This is a genomic window from Rhodanobacter sp. C05 (assembly GCF_002001165.1).
Classification (GTDB): domain Bacteria; phylum Pseudomonadota; class Gammaproteobacteria; order Xanthomonadales; family Rhodanobacteraceae; genus Rhodanobacter.
On the sequence record NZ_MUNQ01000026.1, the window covers coordinates 81479 to 97877 of the forward strand.

A 16399-nucleotide genomic window follows, 5' to 3' on the forward strand; every position below is an offset into this window, starting at 1 on the left:
CAAATCATTCACAACCAGCTGTACGCAACCGCGCTGCCCAGTCGACCGAGGGATCGCCGACTGCGATGAATTCGGGATTGAGCAGCGACTCGCCGCGGTTGTAGCGAAACATCCGCCCCTGCAGGTCCATCACCGCGCCACCGGCTTCCTGCAGCACGCATTGTGCGGCGGCCGTATCCCACTCGCTGGTGGGTCCGAGCCGCAGATAGGCGTCCGCCGCGCCACGCGCGATCAGGCAGAACTTCAGCGAGGAACCCAGCGGCACCAGCTGATGATCCGCACCAAGCAGAGCCTGCAACATGGAGTCCTGCAGGCTGCCATGCGAACGGCTGCCGGCCAGCACCGGTGGCTGCGCCAGCGCGCGTGCATGGAGGCGTTGCCAGTCGCCACCGGCCTGCGCCTGCAACCACGCACCATGACCGCGCTCGGCGATATACAACTCGCCAGTCACAGGTGCCAGCACCACGCCCAGCACGGACTGGTGATCGTCGATCAACGCGATGTTGACGGTGAATTCGCCGTTGCGCTTCACGAATTCGCGGGTGCCATCGAGCGGGTCGACCAGCCAGTAGCGTGACCAGTGCTGGCGCTCGGACCAGGCCAGCGCCTTGGCCTCTTCCGACAACACCGGCAGCGCCGGATCGAGCTTGGCCAGTGCGCTCATGATGACCTGCTGCGCCGCCAGATCCGCCGCCGTCAGTGGCGACGCGTCCGCCTTGGTCTGTACCGCGAAGTCGCTGTGATAGATCGCCAGGATGGCCTCACCGGCAGCGCGGGCGATCTCGCCGATCTGCCGGGCAAATGCAGGAGCCGTACTCATGCGCGCTGAAAGCGCCCGGCGAGATATTCGCGGGCCATGAACAGCGCGGCGATCGAGCGCCCTTCGGTCACGTCATCGCGACCAAGCAAGGTATGCAGTTCTGACATCTTCCACGGCACCACATCGAGTTCCTCGGGTTCATCGCCGATCAGCCGCTCGGGATACAGATCCTGCGCCAGCACCACATGCGCCATATGCGTCATGTACGAGGGCGACAACGACAGGTTGTGCAGGATTTTCAGCCGGCGCGCGCCGTAACCGATCTCTTCCTTCAACTCGCGCTCGGCGCCCTGCTCGGCCGTCTCGTCCTGATCCAGCCGGCCCTTCGGCAGGCCGAGTTCGTAACGGCCTACGCCGGCGCCGTATTCGCGCACCAGCAGCACGGTCTCGTCGTCGAGCATCGGCACGATGATCACCGCACCAAGGCCACCGCCCTTCAGACGCTCGTAGGTGCGGCGTTCGCCGTTGGAAAATTCCAGATCGAGCTGCTCGACATGCAGGAAGTGGCTGTTGTCGACGTCACGCGTGGCATGGATGATCGGTGGCTTGCGCATCCGGCCATTCTAGCGCGGCGGTCGCCTCGACGCAGGCAGTCATGGCGCCGTGCCGGCATCCCTGTGCAACCGCTGCAACGCCTGCCGGTGGATCGCCGGCGTGCCGGCCAGCACGCTGTGCGTATCGAGCGTCAAGGGTGCGCCGTCCAGATCGGTGAACACACCCCCGGCCTCGCGCACGATAACCGCCAGAGCAGCGATATCGAGGATATTCACGTCCGACTCGATCACCAGATCCAGCGAGCCACGAGCGAGCAGGTGGTAATGGCAGAAATCGCCGTAGCCGCGGATACGGTTGCTGTCGCGGATCAGCGCGCCGAGTGCATCCCAGCGTGCATCGGCGGTCAGCGTCTTGACGTTGCCAGTGGAAATCGATGCCTCGCTGATCGCGCTGGTGTCCGCTACCCGCACACGCTCGCCATCGAGCCAAGCGCCGCCGCCTGCGCTGGCCCACATGGTCTCGCCGTAGATCGGCGCACTGGACACGCCAAGTACCAGTTCGTTGCCATCCATCAAGGCAATCTGGGTGGAGAAGAACGGCGTACGCCGCACAAAGCTCTTGGTTCCGTCGAGCGGATCGACCAGCCACAGCGGGCCACCACGCTCACCTTCGAGTCCGAACTCCTCGCCATAGATCGCCGCCTGCGGCAACGCCGCCTGCAGGATCTGCCGGATCGCGCGCTCGGCCTCACGATCGGCAACCGTCACCGGCGTGGCATCAGGTTTCAGCTCCACTTCGACACCGCGGTGCCAGTAGTGCCGGATCACTTCGGCGGCTGCGGAGGCCGCTTCGCGTGCGGCAGTCAGCGCCGATACGGCCGTCTCGGGATTCATCGTGGTTTCGTGCCCTGGTTGGTGGCAGCCGCGCCAGGCAAAGTGCCCGCCAGTCCGCCGCTGCGTTGGATATGTATATCGCCTTTGGCATCCGGCTGACCCAGCCCGGCCAGCCAATGGCGTAAAGCCGGATCAGGCTGTCGGGCATGCAGCGTCGCGTCCAGCCGCCAGCCCAGCGGACTCAGTTGCAGCTGGCCATCGACCTGCAGCGGTCCATGCCCGTCATCATGCCATTGCGCCTGGATCACGCCTTCCTGCGCCTGCGCCTGTCCCTGCAGATCGCCCAGGACCACATCGCCATTCCGTGTGTGCATGATGGCGCTCTTCCATCGCACCTGCGCCTGCAGTTGCAGCGGCCAGCCACCCTGCAGCAAGGCATGGTCAACCGTCAGCAGCAGTTCACCACGCGGCTGACCCTGCGGCAGATTCACTGGAGGCAGGAGTGCCGCGAGTTCGACGCGCATGTTCATCCCGCTCCATTCGATCCGGTGGTCGGGCAATCCCTGCATTTCGCCCGAAAAATCGAGCAGCGGTCCGTGCAGATTCAACTGTGTTTGCACTTGCCCGAACAGCGCTCGACGCGACAACGTCCATTCCAGTTGACCCAGTTGGTGACCGGTGGGCATCACCACCTGGCCGGCGCGGCCCTCCCACAGCGAACCCTGCACTTGCTGCAGGCGCAACCCATGCAGTTGTGGCCCGATCCACGGCAGCACCCAGCGTACCGGCAGAAACCACAGCACCAGTGCCAAGGCCAGGACCAGCACGCCGAGGCCGATCAAGAATTTTCGCAGGTACTTCAACGTCGATTCCCGGGATGATCCATGTGCGGGCTTGAGCGCCCATCCTGGAGCGTCGATGATAGCCGCATGACCATCCCCGCAAGCAGCAATGTCGCGCTCGCCGCACGCGATCTGAAACACCTGTGGCATCCCTGTACCCAGATGCACGATCACGAGAGCGTACCCATGGTGCCGATCGTGCGCGGCGAAGGTGCCTGGCTGATCGACGCCGACGGCCGTCGCTACCTCGATGGCATCAGCTCATGGTGGACGAACCTGTTCGGCCATGCCAACCCACGCATCGCCGCCGCGCTGGCTGCGCAGGCGACCACGCTTGAGCACGTGATCTTCGCCGGCTTCACCCACAAGCCTGCAATCGAACTGGCCGAGGAACTGGTACGCATCACGCCGCCCGGGCTGGATCGCGTGTTCTACGCGGACAATGGCTCGGCGGCGATCGAAGTGGCGCTGAAGATGAGCTTCCATTACTGGCTCAACCAGGGCCATGGCGAGAAGACTCGCTTCATCGCGCTCAGCGGCAGTTACCACGGCGAGACGCTGGGCGCGCTGTCGGTCAGCGATGTTGCGCTATACCGCAAGACCTATGCACCGCTGCTGCTGACGCCATTTCTCGCGCCATCGCCAGATGCGTATTTGGGTGAACCTGGCGAGTCGCCTGAACAAACTGCCATGCGTCGGCTTGGCGAAATGCGCGCGCTGCTGGAAAGTCACACCCACGAGACCTGCGCGGTGATCGTCGAACCGCTGGTGCAGTGCGCTGGTGGCATGCGCATGTATCACCCCAGTTACCTGACAGGCTTGCGTGCGCTGTGCGACGAGTTCGCGGTGCACTTCATCGCGGACGAGATCGCCGTGGGCTTCGGCCGCACCGGCACGCTGTTCGCCTGCGGGCAGGCCAATGTAACGCCGGATTTCATGTGCCTGTCGAAAGGGCTCACCGGTGGCTTCCTGCCATTGTCGGCGGTACTCACCACCACCGAAATCTACGAGGCGTTCTACGCGGAATACGGCGCCGGCAAGGCGTTTCTGCATTCGCATAGCTATACCGGCAACCCGCTGGCTTGCCGAGTGGCGCTGGAGACCTTGGCGATCTTCCGTGACGAACCGGTACTCGAACGCAATCGCCAGCTCGCCGCGCACCTCGCCAGGCGCCTCGAACCATTTCGCGACCATCCAAATGTCGCTGACGTGCGTCAGGCCGGCATGATCGCCGCGATCGAACTGATCGCCGACAAAGCCCGTCGCCGCCCATTTCCGGTGGCGGAGCGGCGCGGTCTGCGCGTGTACTTGCATGGACTTCAGCATGGCGTGCTGCTGCGTCCACTCGGTGATGTGGTGTATTTCATGCCGCCCTACGTCGTCAGCGAGGCCGAGATCGACCTGCTGGTGGACGTGGCGATTGCCGGCATCGAACGCGCAGTGGCGAACTGAACTGCAGCCTCACCGTCGAAAGCCTCACTGAGAAGTACGGCCTCAGTGAATGGACGGATCGAGCATGCGCAGGGCCTGCGCATTGTTGATCGCACCTGTGTTCCGCAACTCCTGCTGGGAATAGCTGCGCCCAGTTACCGCCTGCAGACATTGCCCTTTCTTCGCCGGAATCAGGCTGCCGGTATTGCGGATGCACAGACGATCACCCGGCTTGATGACTTGATGGTCCTGGCTGGCACTGGCTTGGCTGGAGGACATGTTGTCGCTCGGACTGGCCGCCTGCGCGGGTGCACTCTGGGCGACAGCCAGTGCGCTGACGCCGAGGCTGACAGCCAGTGCGAGCGAAATGACAGTTGTCTTGAGCATGGCGTACACCTCGTTGATACCTGCATGAGTTGCTCCAGCATCCTGCCCCCACCGCAGCCGACAAGCAAGGCATGCCATGCGGGCATCTCGCCGGCATTCAGCTAACCGGTTGTCTGCTGCGTTTTGAACGCCTTCACCCCGTCGCCTCCGCTATGCTTGTGTTTTTGCACGATCGCGACGTCCGCATGCGCACCATCCGTATTCATGTTGCCCTGCCACTTGCCGTCAATACCGAACTGGCGCTTCCACTACAGGCCAGCGAACACGTATCGCGCGTACTGCGCCTCACCGCAAGCGATCCACTGACCCTGTTCAATGGTGACGGCAGCGACTATCCGGCGACCATCCAGGCCGTCGGAAAACGCGAAGTTGTGGTACGGGTGGATGCACGACATGAACTCGCCAATGAATCCCCGCTGCCGTTGACCCTGGCGCAGGGAGTCGCCCGAGGCGAGAAGATGGATCTGATCGTGCAGAAAGCGACCGAGCTTGGCGTAGCGCGCATCGTGCCGTTGCTGACCGAGCGTTCGGAAGTGAAGCTGGATGCCACCCGGGCGGAAAAGCGGCTGGCGCACTGGCGCGCGGTGGCGGCCAGCGCCTGTGAGCAGAGTGGTCGTGCGCGTCTGCCCGAGATCATCCCGACACTGTCATTGCCGCTATGGCTGGACAGCCTGCGCAAAGATGACGCGCTGCGCCTGGCACTGCTGCCGGAGGCTGCATGCTCATCCCGCGAACTGCGCTTTACGTCAGCCGGAGGCCTGCTGGTGGTGGGCCCCGAGGGTGGTTTGGGCGAGCGCGACATTGGCGCCTTGACTGCGGCAGGCTTTGAGGGGCTCAGGCTGGGGCCGCGAATCCTGCGCACCGAGACGGCCGGGCTGGCCGCACTCGCAGCGCTGCAGGCTCTGCACGGCGACGGTTAAGTCAGCCGTCGTCGGCATCACCCGGTGAAATGGCCTCAGCCTTCGATGCCGGTGGACTCGTCTGATCCTGCCGATTCTGCGGATTCCGCCGGAACCGCCTGATCGGCGGCATCTTGCAAGCGGTGCAGCTCGGCCTCGATCCACTCCAGATCCGGAATCATGGCAACGTCATCGCGCACCAATACCTGCGCCCGCACACCCGGCGGCAACTCGCTGCCGTCGTGGGTGGGGATGATCAATTCGGCGTTCAACGTGGTAAGGCGCGGGAAACCCTGCGTCAACACTGCGATGAACGGCAACTTGGGGTTGCCACCAAGCGCTTTCAGCACGGCCACGCGTACGCTCAGCTCGGCATCACCTTCCTCGGTACCAGCCAGTTGAGTAAACGACACCAGCGGCACACGCCAACCACGCCAGGCGATACGGCCAAGTACCCAGGCCGGCGCACCGGGCAACGGCTCGGGTTTGCTCTGGGTGATCACCTCGGCAATGGTGGCATTGGGCAGCAGCAGACGCTGGTTGCCGACCGGCACCAGTACGCAGCGGATTTCACGCGGCAGCGGATCACTCATGGAAACACCTCGATCAGGTGCGCCGCCAGCTCATGCGGCGTACCGGAAAAACTGACCAGTCGTTCGGCGAAAATACCGCTGACCATATCGGCAAAATGTTCACCGGACGACGACTCTACCCAAACCTGGCCGCCGCGATCATGGATCGCCTGCGATCCGGCGACCGCATCGTTGGCACGGCCCGCAAACACAATCGCCAATGCATCACGACCAAACGCATTCGCCGCCATCGTGAGGCTGGCATCAATCGATGGACCTTGTGCCTGATCCGAAGCGATCGCCTGCAGCTCGATCTTGCCATCGCGACGCAGCACCACCTGCTGTCCCGCCGGAACCATCAGCACCTCGCCAGCTGCAGCGCGTTCGCCTTGCACAGCAAGGCGTAGCGGCAATGGGCAATGCGCAGCCAATCGTTCCACCAACGCGGTGTCGGACTGTTGCGCGCCCATATGCTGGGTATGCAGGAAAGTCAGCCGGCAGTTGGCCGGCAGCGCGGCGAGAAAATCGCAGACGGAATCCACACCGCTTGGTGCTGCCCCGAGCAGCACGATCCGGCTCAAGGCACTCCCCAGTTCGTCGAGCAGCATTTCGTGATCATGTACATACTGCTTGGGTGCGATAGCCTCTTCCATCGACACCAGTTCAAGACTGAACACGGGCTCGACGCCAGCTGCGACCGGTTCGATATCCGGCGCCAGAAAATCCGCCGCGCTCACTTTCTCGATGCCAAACGCAGCAGCCTCGTTTTTCGCAGGCCCGGCAGGCAGCGTGTCCTCATCCAGCAATGCCCAGTTGTCCGGCGCACGAGCGGACACGGTCACTGGCGCAGCGTGAACGGGCTCATCCGCCGACGCCGGAATGGTCACAATCGACGGATCAGCCGGCGACTCCAGCTTCAGATCGTCAAATGGCGCGCCCACAACCTTCGACAGTTCGGCATGTGCAGTGGCCGCGATGGACGGCGCCTCATGGTGGCTTACGGGTGCATCGAATGCAGCAGGTGCCACACCGAAGTTGCCGTCATGCAATGGCGGCAACTCCTCGTCATCGGCGAAGCGCAAGCCGGAACCGGAGGCCTGCTCGTCATCGACCGGCAACTCACCCGAAGCCAGCAAGGCTTCCAGTTCTGCCGCCAGATTCTCCGATTCGGCACTGGCGATCATCTCGTGCTCGCCATCCAGATCGTCATGCGACAGGAAATCCGGCTCGGACGGCATGGACGCAAACTCCGGCTCGATATCGTGCCCGGGCGCATCAGCTTTTTCGATGACTGCAGCGGCCGGCGCTTCGGCATCCGTTGCGATGGCCTCGAACGGGGTCTCGGCCGGAGCATCTGCAACGGATTCGGTCGGCCCGGCCGGCACAGGAGTGTCGATGGCGCGTGATCCCAGCGGGCGCGGCGGATCGATATCGCCTGCAGCCAGCACCTTGACCGCGAGATGCCGCGCCCAGCGTGCGCGGTCCCACCCACTCAGGCCACGACTTACCTGCGCGTCGTTGAACACCACCCGTGGCTGGTCGCTGTCGATGAGCTCGTACAGATTGTCGAATACATCATCATCACCATCGTCCAGATTGACCACGACGACATCCGCACCCAATTGCCGCAGCAAATCACGGCTGAGACTGGAAACGCCTCCCTCATGAACGATCCGCGCGCCATGCTCATGCAGTGCTTCGCGTAACTGACTGCCCAGCTCAGTGTCGTCGAACAACAGCGCAACCGCTGGAGTCGTTTCAGTCATGAATCGGCTCCGCCGCCCGCTGCTCGAGCACTTCACTGATCTGCACCAGCAACTCGGCTTCCTGATACGGCTTGCCCAGGTAGCGATCCACACCGATGTCGAACGCCCGCTGGCGATGTTTGTCTCCGCTGCGCGAGGTGATCATGATGATCGGCACATTGCGCAGGCGCGGGTCGGCCTTCATGTGGGTCGCCAGCTCGTAGCCGTCCATCCGCGGCATCTCGATATCCAGCAGCATCAGATCCGGCACACGCTCGTGCAGTTTCTCCAGCGCATCGACACCGTCCTTGGCCGTACTGACCTCGTATTCGTGGCGTTCCAGCACACGGCTGGTGACCTTGCGCATGGTGATCGAATCATCCACCACCATCACCAGCGGCTGCACCCGCACCTCTTCGATGATCGGCGCCTGCACTGCACTGAGGCCATCGGCCAGACGCTGCTGACGACGGGTGATGCCATGACGGACCAGCGGCGCCAGATCCAGAATGATCAGCACCGAGCCGTCACCCATGATCGTCGCACCGAGCAGGCCCGGCACCGAACTGATCTGCGGACCGACCGACTTGACCACGATCTCGCGCGAACCGAGCACGGCGTCGATACGGATCGCCGCACGCAGATCGCCGGCGCGGGTCAGCAGCAGCGGCTGCTGTTCGCCCTCGGGCTGCAGCCCTGGTGGCAGACCCAGCAGTTCAGCCAGATCGTGGATGCCATAAGCCTCGTTGCCGTAGCGGAATGACGGCTCGTCCTCGGTCATCATGACCGCCAGATCTTCCGGATTGACCCGCGCCACACCCTGCACCGACGTCATCGGAATGGCGAAGGTCGCCTCGCCGATGCGTACCAGGATGGCCTGGGTTACGGCGAGCGTGAATGGCAGTCGCAGCACGAAGGTGCTGCCCTTGCCCTCGTCCGAATCGATCGACAGCGAACCGCCAAGCTGCTTGATCTCGTTCGCCACCACGTCCATGCCGACGCCGCGACCGGCAAGCTGGGTCACCTTGCTGGCAGTGGAGAAGCCCGGCTGGGTGATCAGCGAGAGCAGCTGGTTGTCGGTCGGCTTGATGTCGGCACGCAGCAGCCCACGCTCGATGCCGCGCTTGCGGATCGCGGCGCGATTCAGGCCACGGCCATCATCACTGACTCGAATCACTACCTCGGTAGCCTCACGCGCCACCTGGATATGCACGGAGCCTTCGGCTGACTTGCCCGCCTTGCGGCGCTCGGTCGGAGTCTCGATGCCATGTGCGATGGCATTGCGCAGCATGTGCTCGAACGGTGCCTTGATGCGGTCGAGCAGGTTGCGATCCATTTCGCCGTGTGCGCCGTCCACGTACAGCTGGGCGCTCTTGCCTTCTTCCTGGGCAGCCTGACGCAGCGTGCGGCGCAGGTTCGGCACCATCGTGTCGAACGGCAGCATGCGTGTGCGCAGCAAGCCTTCCTGCAACTCTGTACTGACGCGGGACTGCTGGATCAGCAGGGTCTCGGCCTGCCGGGTCAGCTCGTCCAGCATGCTCTGGATCGACACCAGATCGGATACCGATTCGGCCAGTGCACGCGAATACTGCTGCAGTTGCGAGAAACGATCGAGCTCGAGCGGATCGAACGTCGCCATGCCCGCTTCGCGATGCTCGCGCTGGAAGCGCGCGATGATCTGCGCTTCGGTCTCGATTTCCAGCATGCGCAGCTGGCTGCGCAGACGCGCGACAGTCTGTTCGAGCTCGACCAGGTTGAAACGGTAGCCGGCCACCTGCTGTTCGAGGCGCGAACGGTAAATCGCCACCTCGCCGGCGTGGTTGACCAGGTTGTCGAGCAGATCGGCGCGGACACGGATCTGCTCCTGCGGAGAACGTACTTCCTCATCTTCTTCCGGCAGCAGCTCGGGTAGTTCCAGCCCTTCCAGCGTGCTCGGCACTACTGGTGCCGGTGTTGCCCGTACCGGTTTCGACACCTGCAGCGGCACGACGGCAGCAGCCAATACCTCGTCGTCGGCCAGCGTCTGCTCTCCTGCGAGACTCAGCAGCTGATCGATCATGGCTTGCGGGTACGCAGGCGTCTGTCCCTGTGAAACCTGCTGCGTCAGCGCGTGCAGCTGATCAAAGCTCGCCTCCAGCGCAGCAATCAGCGGGCCGGTCTTTTCCACATCGCGAATCGGCTTCTCGAGCAAGGTCTCGATCGCGTGTGAAAGATCACCTACTGAAGACAACCCGGCGATTCGTGCACCGCCCTTCAGCGTATGCAGATCGCGCTGCAGCTCGGCCACATGAGCCAGTTCGGATGGCTCGGCATGCCAATGTGCCAACACGCCATCGGCATGATCGAGGAGTTCGTGGGCCTCTTCGATGAACACTTCGAGCAGATCGGCATCGATATGGCCGGAGCCCGCCAGCGCATATGCCGGCTCGTGTGCCGGCATTGCACTTGTTTCCACCGACACTGCATCGGCCGCAGCCTGCTCGGCAGCCAGCTTTTCGGCAGCAGCTTGTTCTGCGGCGAATTTCTCGGCTTCGGCATGTTCTGCTGCAAGCTTCTCGGCGGCAGCCTGTTCCGCCGCAAGTTTCTCGGCTTCGGCATGTTCTGCTGCTGCATGCTCTGCTGCTGCATGCTCTGCTGCTGCATGCTCTGCTGCTGCCTTCTCTGCAGCTGCTTGTTCCGCGGCTGCATGTTCAGCAGCGAGCCTGTCGGCTTCGGCCTGCTCAGCTGCACGTTTCTCGGCAGCCGCCTGTTCCGCCACCGCCTTCTCTGCAGCTGCATGCTCTGCGGCAGCTTGCTCTGCTGCTGCCTGCTCCGCAGCCAGCTTCTCGGCCTCTGCCTGTTCCGCGGCCAGTCTTTCAGTCTCGGCCTGACGGGCCGCCTGTTCTGCCTTCTCTGCAAGTGCCTGCTCGGCAGCGGCGGCCTCGGGTTCGAACGCGCCCAGTGCGGCTACCAGCTCGGCAGCAAATTCGACATGGTGCACATCGTCCAGCGGAGCTCCTGCCTGCTGAGTTGCTTCCGTCGGCACTTCGGCGCCTGTCTCATCTGCATGTCCTGCGACGAGCTTGTCCATGCTGGCATCCAGCGATGCGGCCATTGCCGTTTCGTCGCCTGCTGCATGCGCCGGAGCGGCCGTTTCGGCAGCAGCTTCCTCCTCGTCGGGACGCGGCTCGAACACCACATGCGCCACCTGCGACTCGGGATAACGATCGCGCATGTCAATCAGCTGTGCGGTCAACGCATCCACGTTGGGCAACTGCGGCTCGGCGACATCGAACTGGCTCATCACGTGGTCGACGACCTCGACCGACTGGCCAAGCAGATGCACACCCTCGGCCGGCAACGGCTGATTGGCGGCACGCAGACGCTTGAGCAGTCCCTCCAGCGGCGACAGCAGCTGAGTGAGCAGCAGGATGTCGACCATCGCGATGGCACCATGCAGTGTATGCACGGCACGCAGCAGCTCTTCCGTGATGGGCAATTCGCTACCGCCGCGCTGAATCGCGGCGCGGATGGTCTGCAGGTATTGCGCAACTTCGCTGCGCAGGATCTCCAGCAGCACCGGATCGACCGGTGGCATTGCCGAAATCGCAATGAACGATGCCGGCTCGACTGCCTCGTGCTCGGCAGCGGCAGTGTGGGCATCGGTTACGCCGGCTTCCGGGACGGCCTGCGCCGCTACATCAACGCGCGGCACACGCCGGCGTACCACACGACGAACTGTTTCGGTCGCACCCGATGCGTAATCCTCCACGCGTGCCGGCTGGCCAGCGGCCTGTTGCTCGGCGGCCTGCATGATGGCGCTGAGTGGCAGCGTCGGCGTACCGTCGCCCTTGAGTGCAGCCAGCAATTGTGGCAACGCATCGATAGCGTGACGAACGACTGCCTGTACACCCTCATTTGGCTGGATCGTGTTGTCCAGCACCCGATTGAGCATGTCCTCCACTTTCCACGCGAACTCGCCGAGCACGCCGGCACCGACCAGTCGGCCGGAGCCCTTGAGCGTATGGAACGAGCGGCGGATACCTACGAGCGAAGATTGCTGGGCGGGATCAGCCAGCCAGGTTTGTTCGGCAGCACGCAGGTTGTCGATTTCCTCCTGCATTTCTTCCAGGAAGATCTCGCGGATATCGTCGTCGATGCCTTCAGCATTCGCATTGAAGCCGGTGTTGGCCGCCAGCGCATCGCGCACGGGCACCTGCTCGACAATTTCTTCCTCGATTTCGATCCAGTCGTCCTGGCCATCCGACGCATTCGACTCCAGCATCGCGGGCGCAGTCGCTTCAGTCTGCGCCAGCCGCAGACCGTCCAGATCATGAACAGTGGTAGCTGGTGGAACCGTGTCGCCAATGAACACATGGCCCAGGTCGTCACCGGGCAGCAGGCTGACGGATTCGGAGAGCTCCGGATGCTCCTCATGCTCGAAGACGTGGCTAACGGGGGCAGCCACAACAGGCGTGGCTACGGTTGCCGTGGACACCGCACGTGCGGCAGGCAGTGGCCAGTAACCGAGCAAGCCAAGACTGTGCTCGGCCACATCCAGAATATGTTCCAGCCCACCACGATGTTCGCGCGCGGCCTCGAGATAGTACTCGAGTGCTGCGAGAGCATCGGCGAGATGATCCATCTGCGCCCCGCTGGGTACGCGCCGGTCATCCAGCAGTTCATAGCCGACGAAGCGACCCACGCCTTCCGCCAGTTCAGCCGGACGTGTTGCCGACAACATGCGCATGGCGCCAGCGACTTCGTCCATCAGGACTGATGCGCCCGCCAGACGATCGTGCTCCCAGCCGGATTCGACAAAGGCAACGATCGCGTCCTTCACCTTGCCGGTGTTGCCGATCGCTTCCTGCATGAGGGTCGTGACGACGCCCAGCGCCTCGCTGCGCGGTAGTCCAGGTGCAACTCCACCTGCGGCCGACTCGTCCTCTGAGCCGAGGCTTTCGATGTGATCGTCCAGTGAAGCCTCGACGTACAACAATGCTCCAGCCACATCGAGCAAAGTATCTTCATCGGCCGGACGCAGACGGTTCGCGATCTCGTCGAGTACCCGTCGCTGTTCGCCGATCACACGGCGAGGTACCGTCAGCGCCAGCATGCCCAGCGTATCGCCCACGCGTTCGAGCACTTCACCCTGCACAGCCAGTTGCGCCGGGTCACCATCCTGCTGGCGCAGGAACAGATCCAGCGCTTCCTTGACACGCAGCAGATCGTCCTTCAAGGCACGCGATACGGAGTCGAGCAGCGCGCGATTGTGTCCGGACATCGAACCGCGGGCATGCTCCAGCTCGCCGGCATCGGGCAACAGGCTGTCCAGCGCGTAGGTCGTGCGAAGCAGTTCCATCTGCGGACTGCGTTGCTTGGCCTGGGCCACGATGTAGAGCAGCTTGCAGGCCACCTCATCCGCTTCGCCACCGCGCAGGCTGTTTTCACCCTGTTCGATCAGCAGGCGGATGTTGCGGTCAACCTTGCCGACCAGCTGGCGAATTTCGCCCGCCTGAGCCTTGAGTGCTCCCTGTTCCAGTCCCTCGAGGACACCGGCAGCTATCCACCACAAGCGTCGCCCATGTACATGGAAGCAGCGCGCCGTGATCGCCAGCAGCGTCTTGCGCATGCCGATCAACTGCTGCGATGCATTCTGTCCGCGGAACCAGGCAAGCAGTTGCTGCTGGAAACGCAGCCGCAGATCCACCAGTTCGCTGCGATGTGCTTCGGCATATGCCTCGCTCATCGCAGCCGGGGCTTGCTCCGGCAGGAACGCGTCGAGATTCGGATGGAACATCGCCGACTCGGGCAGCGGCGGCTGCTCGCGGCTGGCGCGCAAGTCATTCAGCAATGGCAGCAGCACCACCGGCACATCACGATGGCCGCTGGACAGGCGTTCGAGATAATCGGGAAGTTGCATCAAGCCACGCATCAACGCGGCATAGGCATCCTCGCGATGGGCGACGTGATCCCCAAGCAGCGCGATGACGAGCGTTTCCATCTCGGCGGTAACCATCGCCGCGCCATACAGCTCGACCATCCGCAAGGTGCCATGCACCTGATGCAGATGATCCGCACAAGTGCGCATGTAGTCGCGCTTGGCTGGATTGTCAACATAGGACTCCAGCGCCTCGCGGGCGATCGACAAGGTATCGTCGAGCTCCGGCTTGACCCACTGCAGTGTGGTGAAATCGATGTGGTCTTGAAGTCTCATGCGCCTCTCTCAACGGTTGCGCAACGCAGGCATCACGCAACCAACGAGACTGCCCCCCGTCATAAATTCCAATGTCAACCCGGCAGCTTAAAGTGCGCCACCGAGCGTCGCAGATCACTCGCCAGCTGCGCCAGCGTACCGATCGAGTCGGCGGTCTGGCTCGCACCTTGCGAGGTTTGCGAAGTAATTTCCTGAATCGCGTTCATTGAATGCGAAATGTCCGTCGCCGCTGCGGATTGCTGTCGCGCTGCGCTGGAGATGTTCTGAATCAGCGCGGACAGATCGTGCGACACGCGCTCGATGTCACCCAGTGCACTACCGGCGTCTTCCGCCTTGCGCGCACCGGCCACCACCTCGGCGGTGGTCTGCTCCATCGAGTTCACCGCTTCGTTGGTATCGGACTGAATCGTCTGCACCAGTGTCTCGATTCGCTTGGTCGCGCTGGTCGAGCGTTCGGCCAATCGCTGCACTTCGTCCGCCACCACCGCGAAACCGCGGCCTGCCTCACCGGCCGAAGCCGCCTGGATCGCCGCGTTCAAGGCGAGGATGTTGGTCTGCTCGGCAATGTCGTTGATCAGTTCCACGATCGAGCCGATTTCCTGCGAGGATTCACCCAGCCGCTTGATGCGTTTGGAGGTCTCCTGGATCTGGTCACGGATCGAGTCCATCCCCGAGATCGTCTCGCGCACCACTTCGGCGCCGTGCGAGGCGATCTGCACCGAGCGCTCGGCCACGTCGGCCGACTCGGCGGAGTTCTTCGACACGTCATCCATCGAACTGGCGATCTGGTTGATGGCCGTGGTCGCCGTGCTGATCTGCTGCGCCTGCTGTTCTGCCGCGTTGGCCAGATGGCGTGCCGTGGTCTGGGTTTCCTGTGCTGACGACGACACCTGCTCCGAGGTCTCGTTGATGGTGGTCACCAGTGAACGCAGCTCATCGATGGCGTAGTTCACCGAGTCGGCGATCGCGCCGGTGATGTCTTCCGACACCGTGGTCTTCACCGTCAGGTCGCCTTCGGCGAGCGAGCCCATTTCGTCCAGCAGGCGCATGATCGCCTCCTGGTTACGCTGGTTCAGCTCGGTACTGCTGGCAAACCGGCGGCGCTGATCGCCCACCAGCGTGATGACCAGCAACAGGGCGAAGGCCACCGCGGCAATCGCGCCGAACAGGCCCCACCACACATTCGGGAACAGCCGCCGCAGCGGCAGCTTGCCGATCTGCTCGGACAGGTCGTTGGCGCGCAGGAGTACCGTCTGCGAGTCCAGCGAAGCCTGGTTGCCCGCGTGTTTCACGTCGGCGATGTTGCCTGCAGCAGCGACCAGTTTGGCCACCGGGTCGGCCAGCTTGGTCCAGCCGGCATCCATGTCGGTGAGAATCTTGTGCGCGTTGGCATCACTGATCGGCTTCACGCCACTGTCGGGGTTGCCGTCAAGCAGACCCTTCAGCACGCTGCCATAGAGCTGCGCATCGCGGGACAGGCCATCGGCCGCCGACTGTGCATTGTCGCCACCCTGCAACACTTCCTGCACTCGGCGGATGATGCGGTCAGCCGACAGCATCTGGCGGGAAGTGCCCAGCATCTGCTCGGAGCTGCCGTTGCGCTGCTGCAGGATGTTGACCACCTGCTCCATGCTCGAATTGAGCAACGGCATCTGCTGCGACAGCGTGTCGGCGCGCTGCGCCGAATCGAGCACCACGGCCTTGTTGGAAAGGATCTTGCCGATATCGCCATCGAGCTGCTGCCACGAGGCGTCAAGCGCACTCACAGCACGGCCAGCGGGGGACGCATTGTTGTCGGCGTAAGCCTGCATGCCGCTCGTCGGATCGCCCTTGCCCAGTTTCTGCACGGCGGAATCGATGGCGTTGCGGGTGCCCTCAAGCTCCTTGAAGGAGTCGGTATTGCCGTTTGCCGATTCCAGCGCGAACTTGGCCGTCTGCTGTGACAGCACCTGGATCTGCGTAGTCAGCGCGATGGCCTGGCGATCCTCATCGTTCTTGATGTTCAGTCGCCAGAAGTCAAACGCCGCAATGCCGATCGCAATCAGCAGCAGGACAATGAGTGCGGTGTAACCTCGTTCCCTGCTGACGCCCCCTGTAGTGCTCATGTTCACCTCATCCGTCTAACTGTACGTTGCCGGCTCCGCATCATCGCGCGGCTGCTGGCCAGGGATTTGTTGTT

Annotated in this window: 11 protein-coding genes; 2 read left to right on the top strand and 9 right to left on the bottom strand. The window is 63.2% G+C overall.

Going from position 1 to position 16399, the window contains the following annotated elements; translation table 11 throughout:
- Positions 1 to 4: 4 nt before the first annotated feature.
- The 4 genes from cysQ to B0E51_RS18175 are packed head-to-tail and all read right to left on the bottom strand — an operon-like array spanning position 5 to position 3011.
- Positions 5 to 820, bottom strand: coding sequence for a 3'(2'),5'-bisphosphate nucleotidase CysQ (gene cysQ, locus B0E51_RS18160; RefSeq protein ID WP_077446297.1), 816 nt, complete (start codon positions 818 to 820; stop codon positions 5 to 7).
- A complete protein-coding gene (nudE, locus tag B0E51_RS18165; RefSeq protein WP_077446298.1) occupies positions 817 to 1374 on the bottom strand; it encodes an ADP compounds hydrolase NudE in 558 nt (185 codons plus the stop codon). Before nudE ends, cysQ begins: the two co-directional genes overlap by 4 nt.
- Before the next feature lie 39 nt (positions 1375 to 1413).
- Positions 1414 to 2208: an inositol monophosphatase family protein gene (locus B0E51_RS18170; protein WP_077446299.1), complete on the bottom strand. Its 795-nt coding sequence runs from the start codon at positions 2206 to 2208 to the stop codon at positions 1414 to 1416.
- Entirely contained in the window at positions 2205 to 3011 is an 807-nt protein-coding gene (locus B0E51_RS18175; protein WP_077446300.1) for a type II secretion system protein N, read from the bottom strand. The genes B0E51_RS18170 and B0E51_RS18175 overlap by 4 nt, the downstream gene beginning before the upstream one ends.
- 66 nt (positions 3012 to 3077) lie before the next feature.
- Between B0E51_RS18175 and B0E51_RS18180 the strand changes: the two genes are divergently transcribed.
- On the top strand, positions 3078 to 4442 hold the full coding sequence (locus B0E51_RS18180) for an adenosylmethionine--8-amino-7-oxononanoate transaminase (RefSeq protein ID WP_077446301.1): 1365 nt from the start codon (positions 3078 to 3080) through the stop codon (positions 4440 to 4442).
- 42 nt (positions 4443 to 4484) lie between these two features.
- Here B0E51_RS18180 and B0E51_RS18185 read toward each other — a convergent pair whose 3' ends face one another.
- On the bottom strand, positions 4485 to 4808 hold the full coding sequence (locus B0E51_RS18185; RefSeq protein WP_077446302.1) for a hypothetical protein: 324 nt from the start codon (positions 4806 to 4808) through the stop codon (positions 4485 to 4487).
- A gap of 185 nt (positions 4809 to 4993) precedes the next feature.
- Between B0E51_RS18185 and B0E51_RS18190 the strand changes: the two genes are divergently transcribed.
- Entirely contained in the window at positions 4994 to 5728 is a 735-nt protein-coding gene (locus tag B0E51_RS18190; RefSeq protein WP_077446429.1) for a 16S rRNA (uracil(1498)-N(3))-methyltransferase, read from the top strand.
- Between the two features lie 35 nt (positions 5729 to 5763).
- Here B0E51_RS18190 and B0E51_RS18195 read toward each other — a convergent pair whose 3' ends face one another.
- The 4 genes from B0E51_RS18195 to B0E51_RS18210 form a co-directional block, all read right to left on the bottom strand.
- Positions 5764 to 6300: a chemotaxis protein CheW gene (locus B0E51_RS18195; protein WP_077446303.1), complete on the bottom strand. Its 537-nt coding sequence runs from the start codon at positions 6298 to 6300 to the stop codon at positions 5764 to 5766.
- Positions 6297 to 8045 carry a chemotaxis protein CheB gene (locus B0E51_RS18200; protein WP_077446304.1) on the bottom strand — a complete coding sequence of 583 codons (1749 nt, stop codon included), beginning with the start codon at positions 8043 to 8045 and terminating at the stop codon, positions 6297 to 6299. Before B0E51_RS18200 ends, B0E51_RS18195 begins: the two co-directional genes overlap by 4 nt.
- The gene (locus B0E51_RS18205) at positions 8038 to 14220 is read right to left on the bottom strand and encodes an Hpt domain-containing protein (protein ID WP_077446305.1); all 6183 of its coding nucleotides are present in this window, start codon (positions 14218 to 14220) and stop codon (positions 8038 to 8040) included. The genes B0E51_RS18200 and B0E51_RS18205 overlap by 8 nt, the downstream gene beginning before the upstream one ends.
- Before the next feature lie 74 nt (positions 14221 to 14294).
- Positions 14295 to 16325, bottom strand: coding sequence for a methyl-accepting chemotaxis protein (locus B0E51_RS18210; protein ID WP_077446306.1), 2031 nt, complete (start codon positions 16323 to 16325; stop codon positions 14295 to 14297).
- Between the last annotated feature and the right edge of the window lie 74 nt (positions 16326 to 16399).

Bases quoted from the DNA above. Each gene is read 5' to 3' on its own strand.
- cysQ (WP_077446297.1), bottom strand. From the start codon at position 820: ATGAGTACGGCTCCTGCATTTGCCCGGCAGATCGGCGAGATCGCCCGC.
- nudE (WP_077446298.1), bottom strand. From the start codon at position 1,374: ATGCGCAAGCCACCGATCATCCATGCCACGCGTGACGTCGACAACAGC.
- B0E51_RS18170 (WP_077446299.1), bottom strand. From the start codon at position 2,208: ATGAATCCCGAGACGGCCGTATCGGCGCTGACTGCCGCACGCGAAGCG.
- B0E51_RS18180 (WP_077446301.1), top strand. From the start codon at position 3,078: ATGACCATCCCCGCAAGCAGCAATGTCGCGCTCGCCGCACGCGATCTG.
- B0E51_RS18185 (WP_077446302.1), bottom strand. From the start codon at position 4,808: ATGCTCAAGACAACTGTCATTTCGCTCGCACTGGCTGTCAGCCTCGGC.
- B0E51_RS18190 (WP_077446429.1), top strand. From the start codon at position 4,994: ATGCGCACCATCCGTATTCATGTTGCCCTGCCACTTGCCGTCAATACC.
- B0E51_RS18195 (WP_077446303.1), bottom strand. From the start codon at position 6,300: ATGAGTGATCCGCTGCCGCGTGAAATCCGCTGCGTACTGGTGCCGGTC.
- B0E51_RS18200 (WP_077446304.1), bottom strand. From the start codon at position 8,045: ATGACTGAAACGACTCCAGCGGTTGCGCTGTTGTTCGACGACACTGAG.
- B0E51_RS18205 (WP_077446305.1), bottom strand. From the start codon at position 14,220: ATGAGACTTCAAGACCACATCGATTTCACCACACTGCAGTGGGTCAAG.
- B0E51_RS18210 (WP_077446306.1), bottom strand. From the start codon at position 16,325: ATGAGCACTACAGGGGGCGTCAGCAGGGAACGAGGTTACACCGCACTC.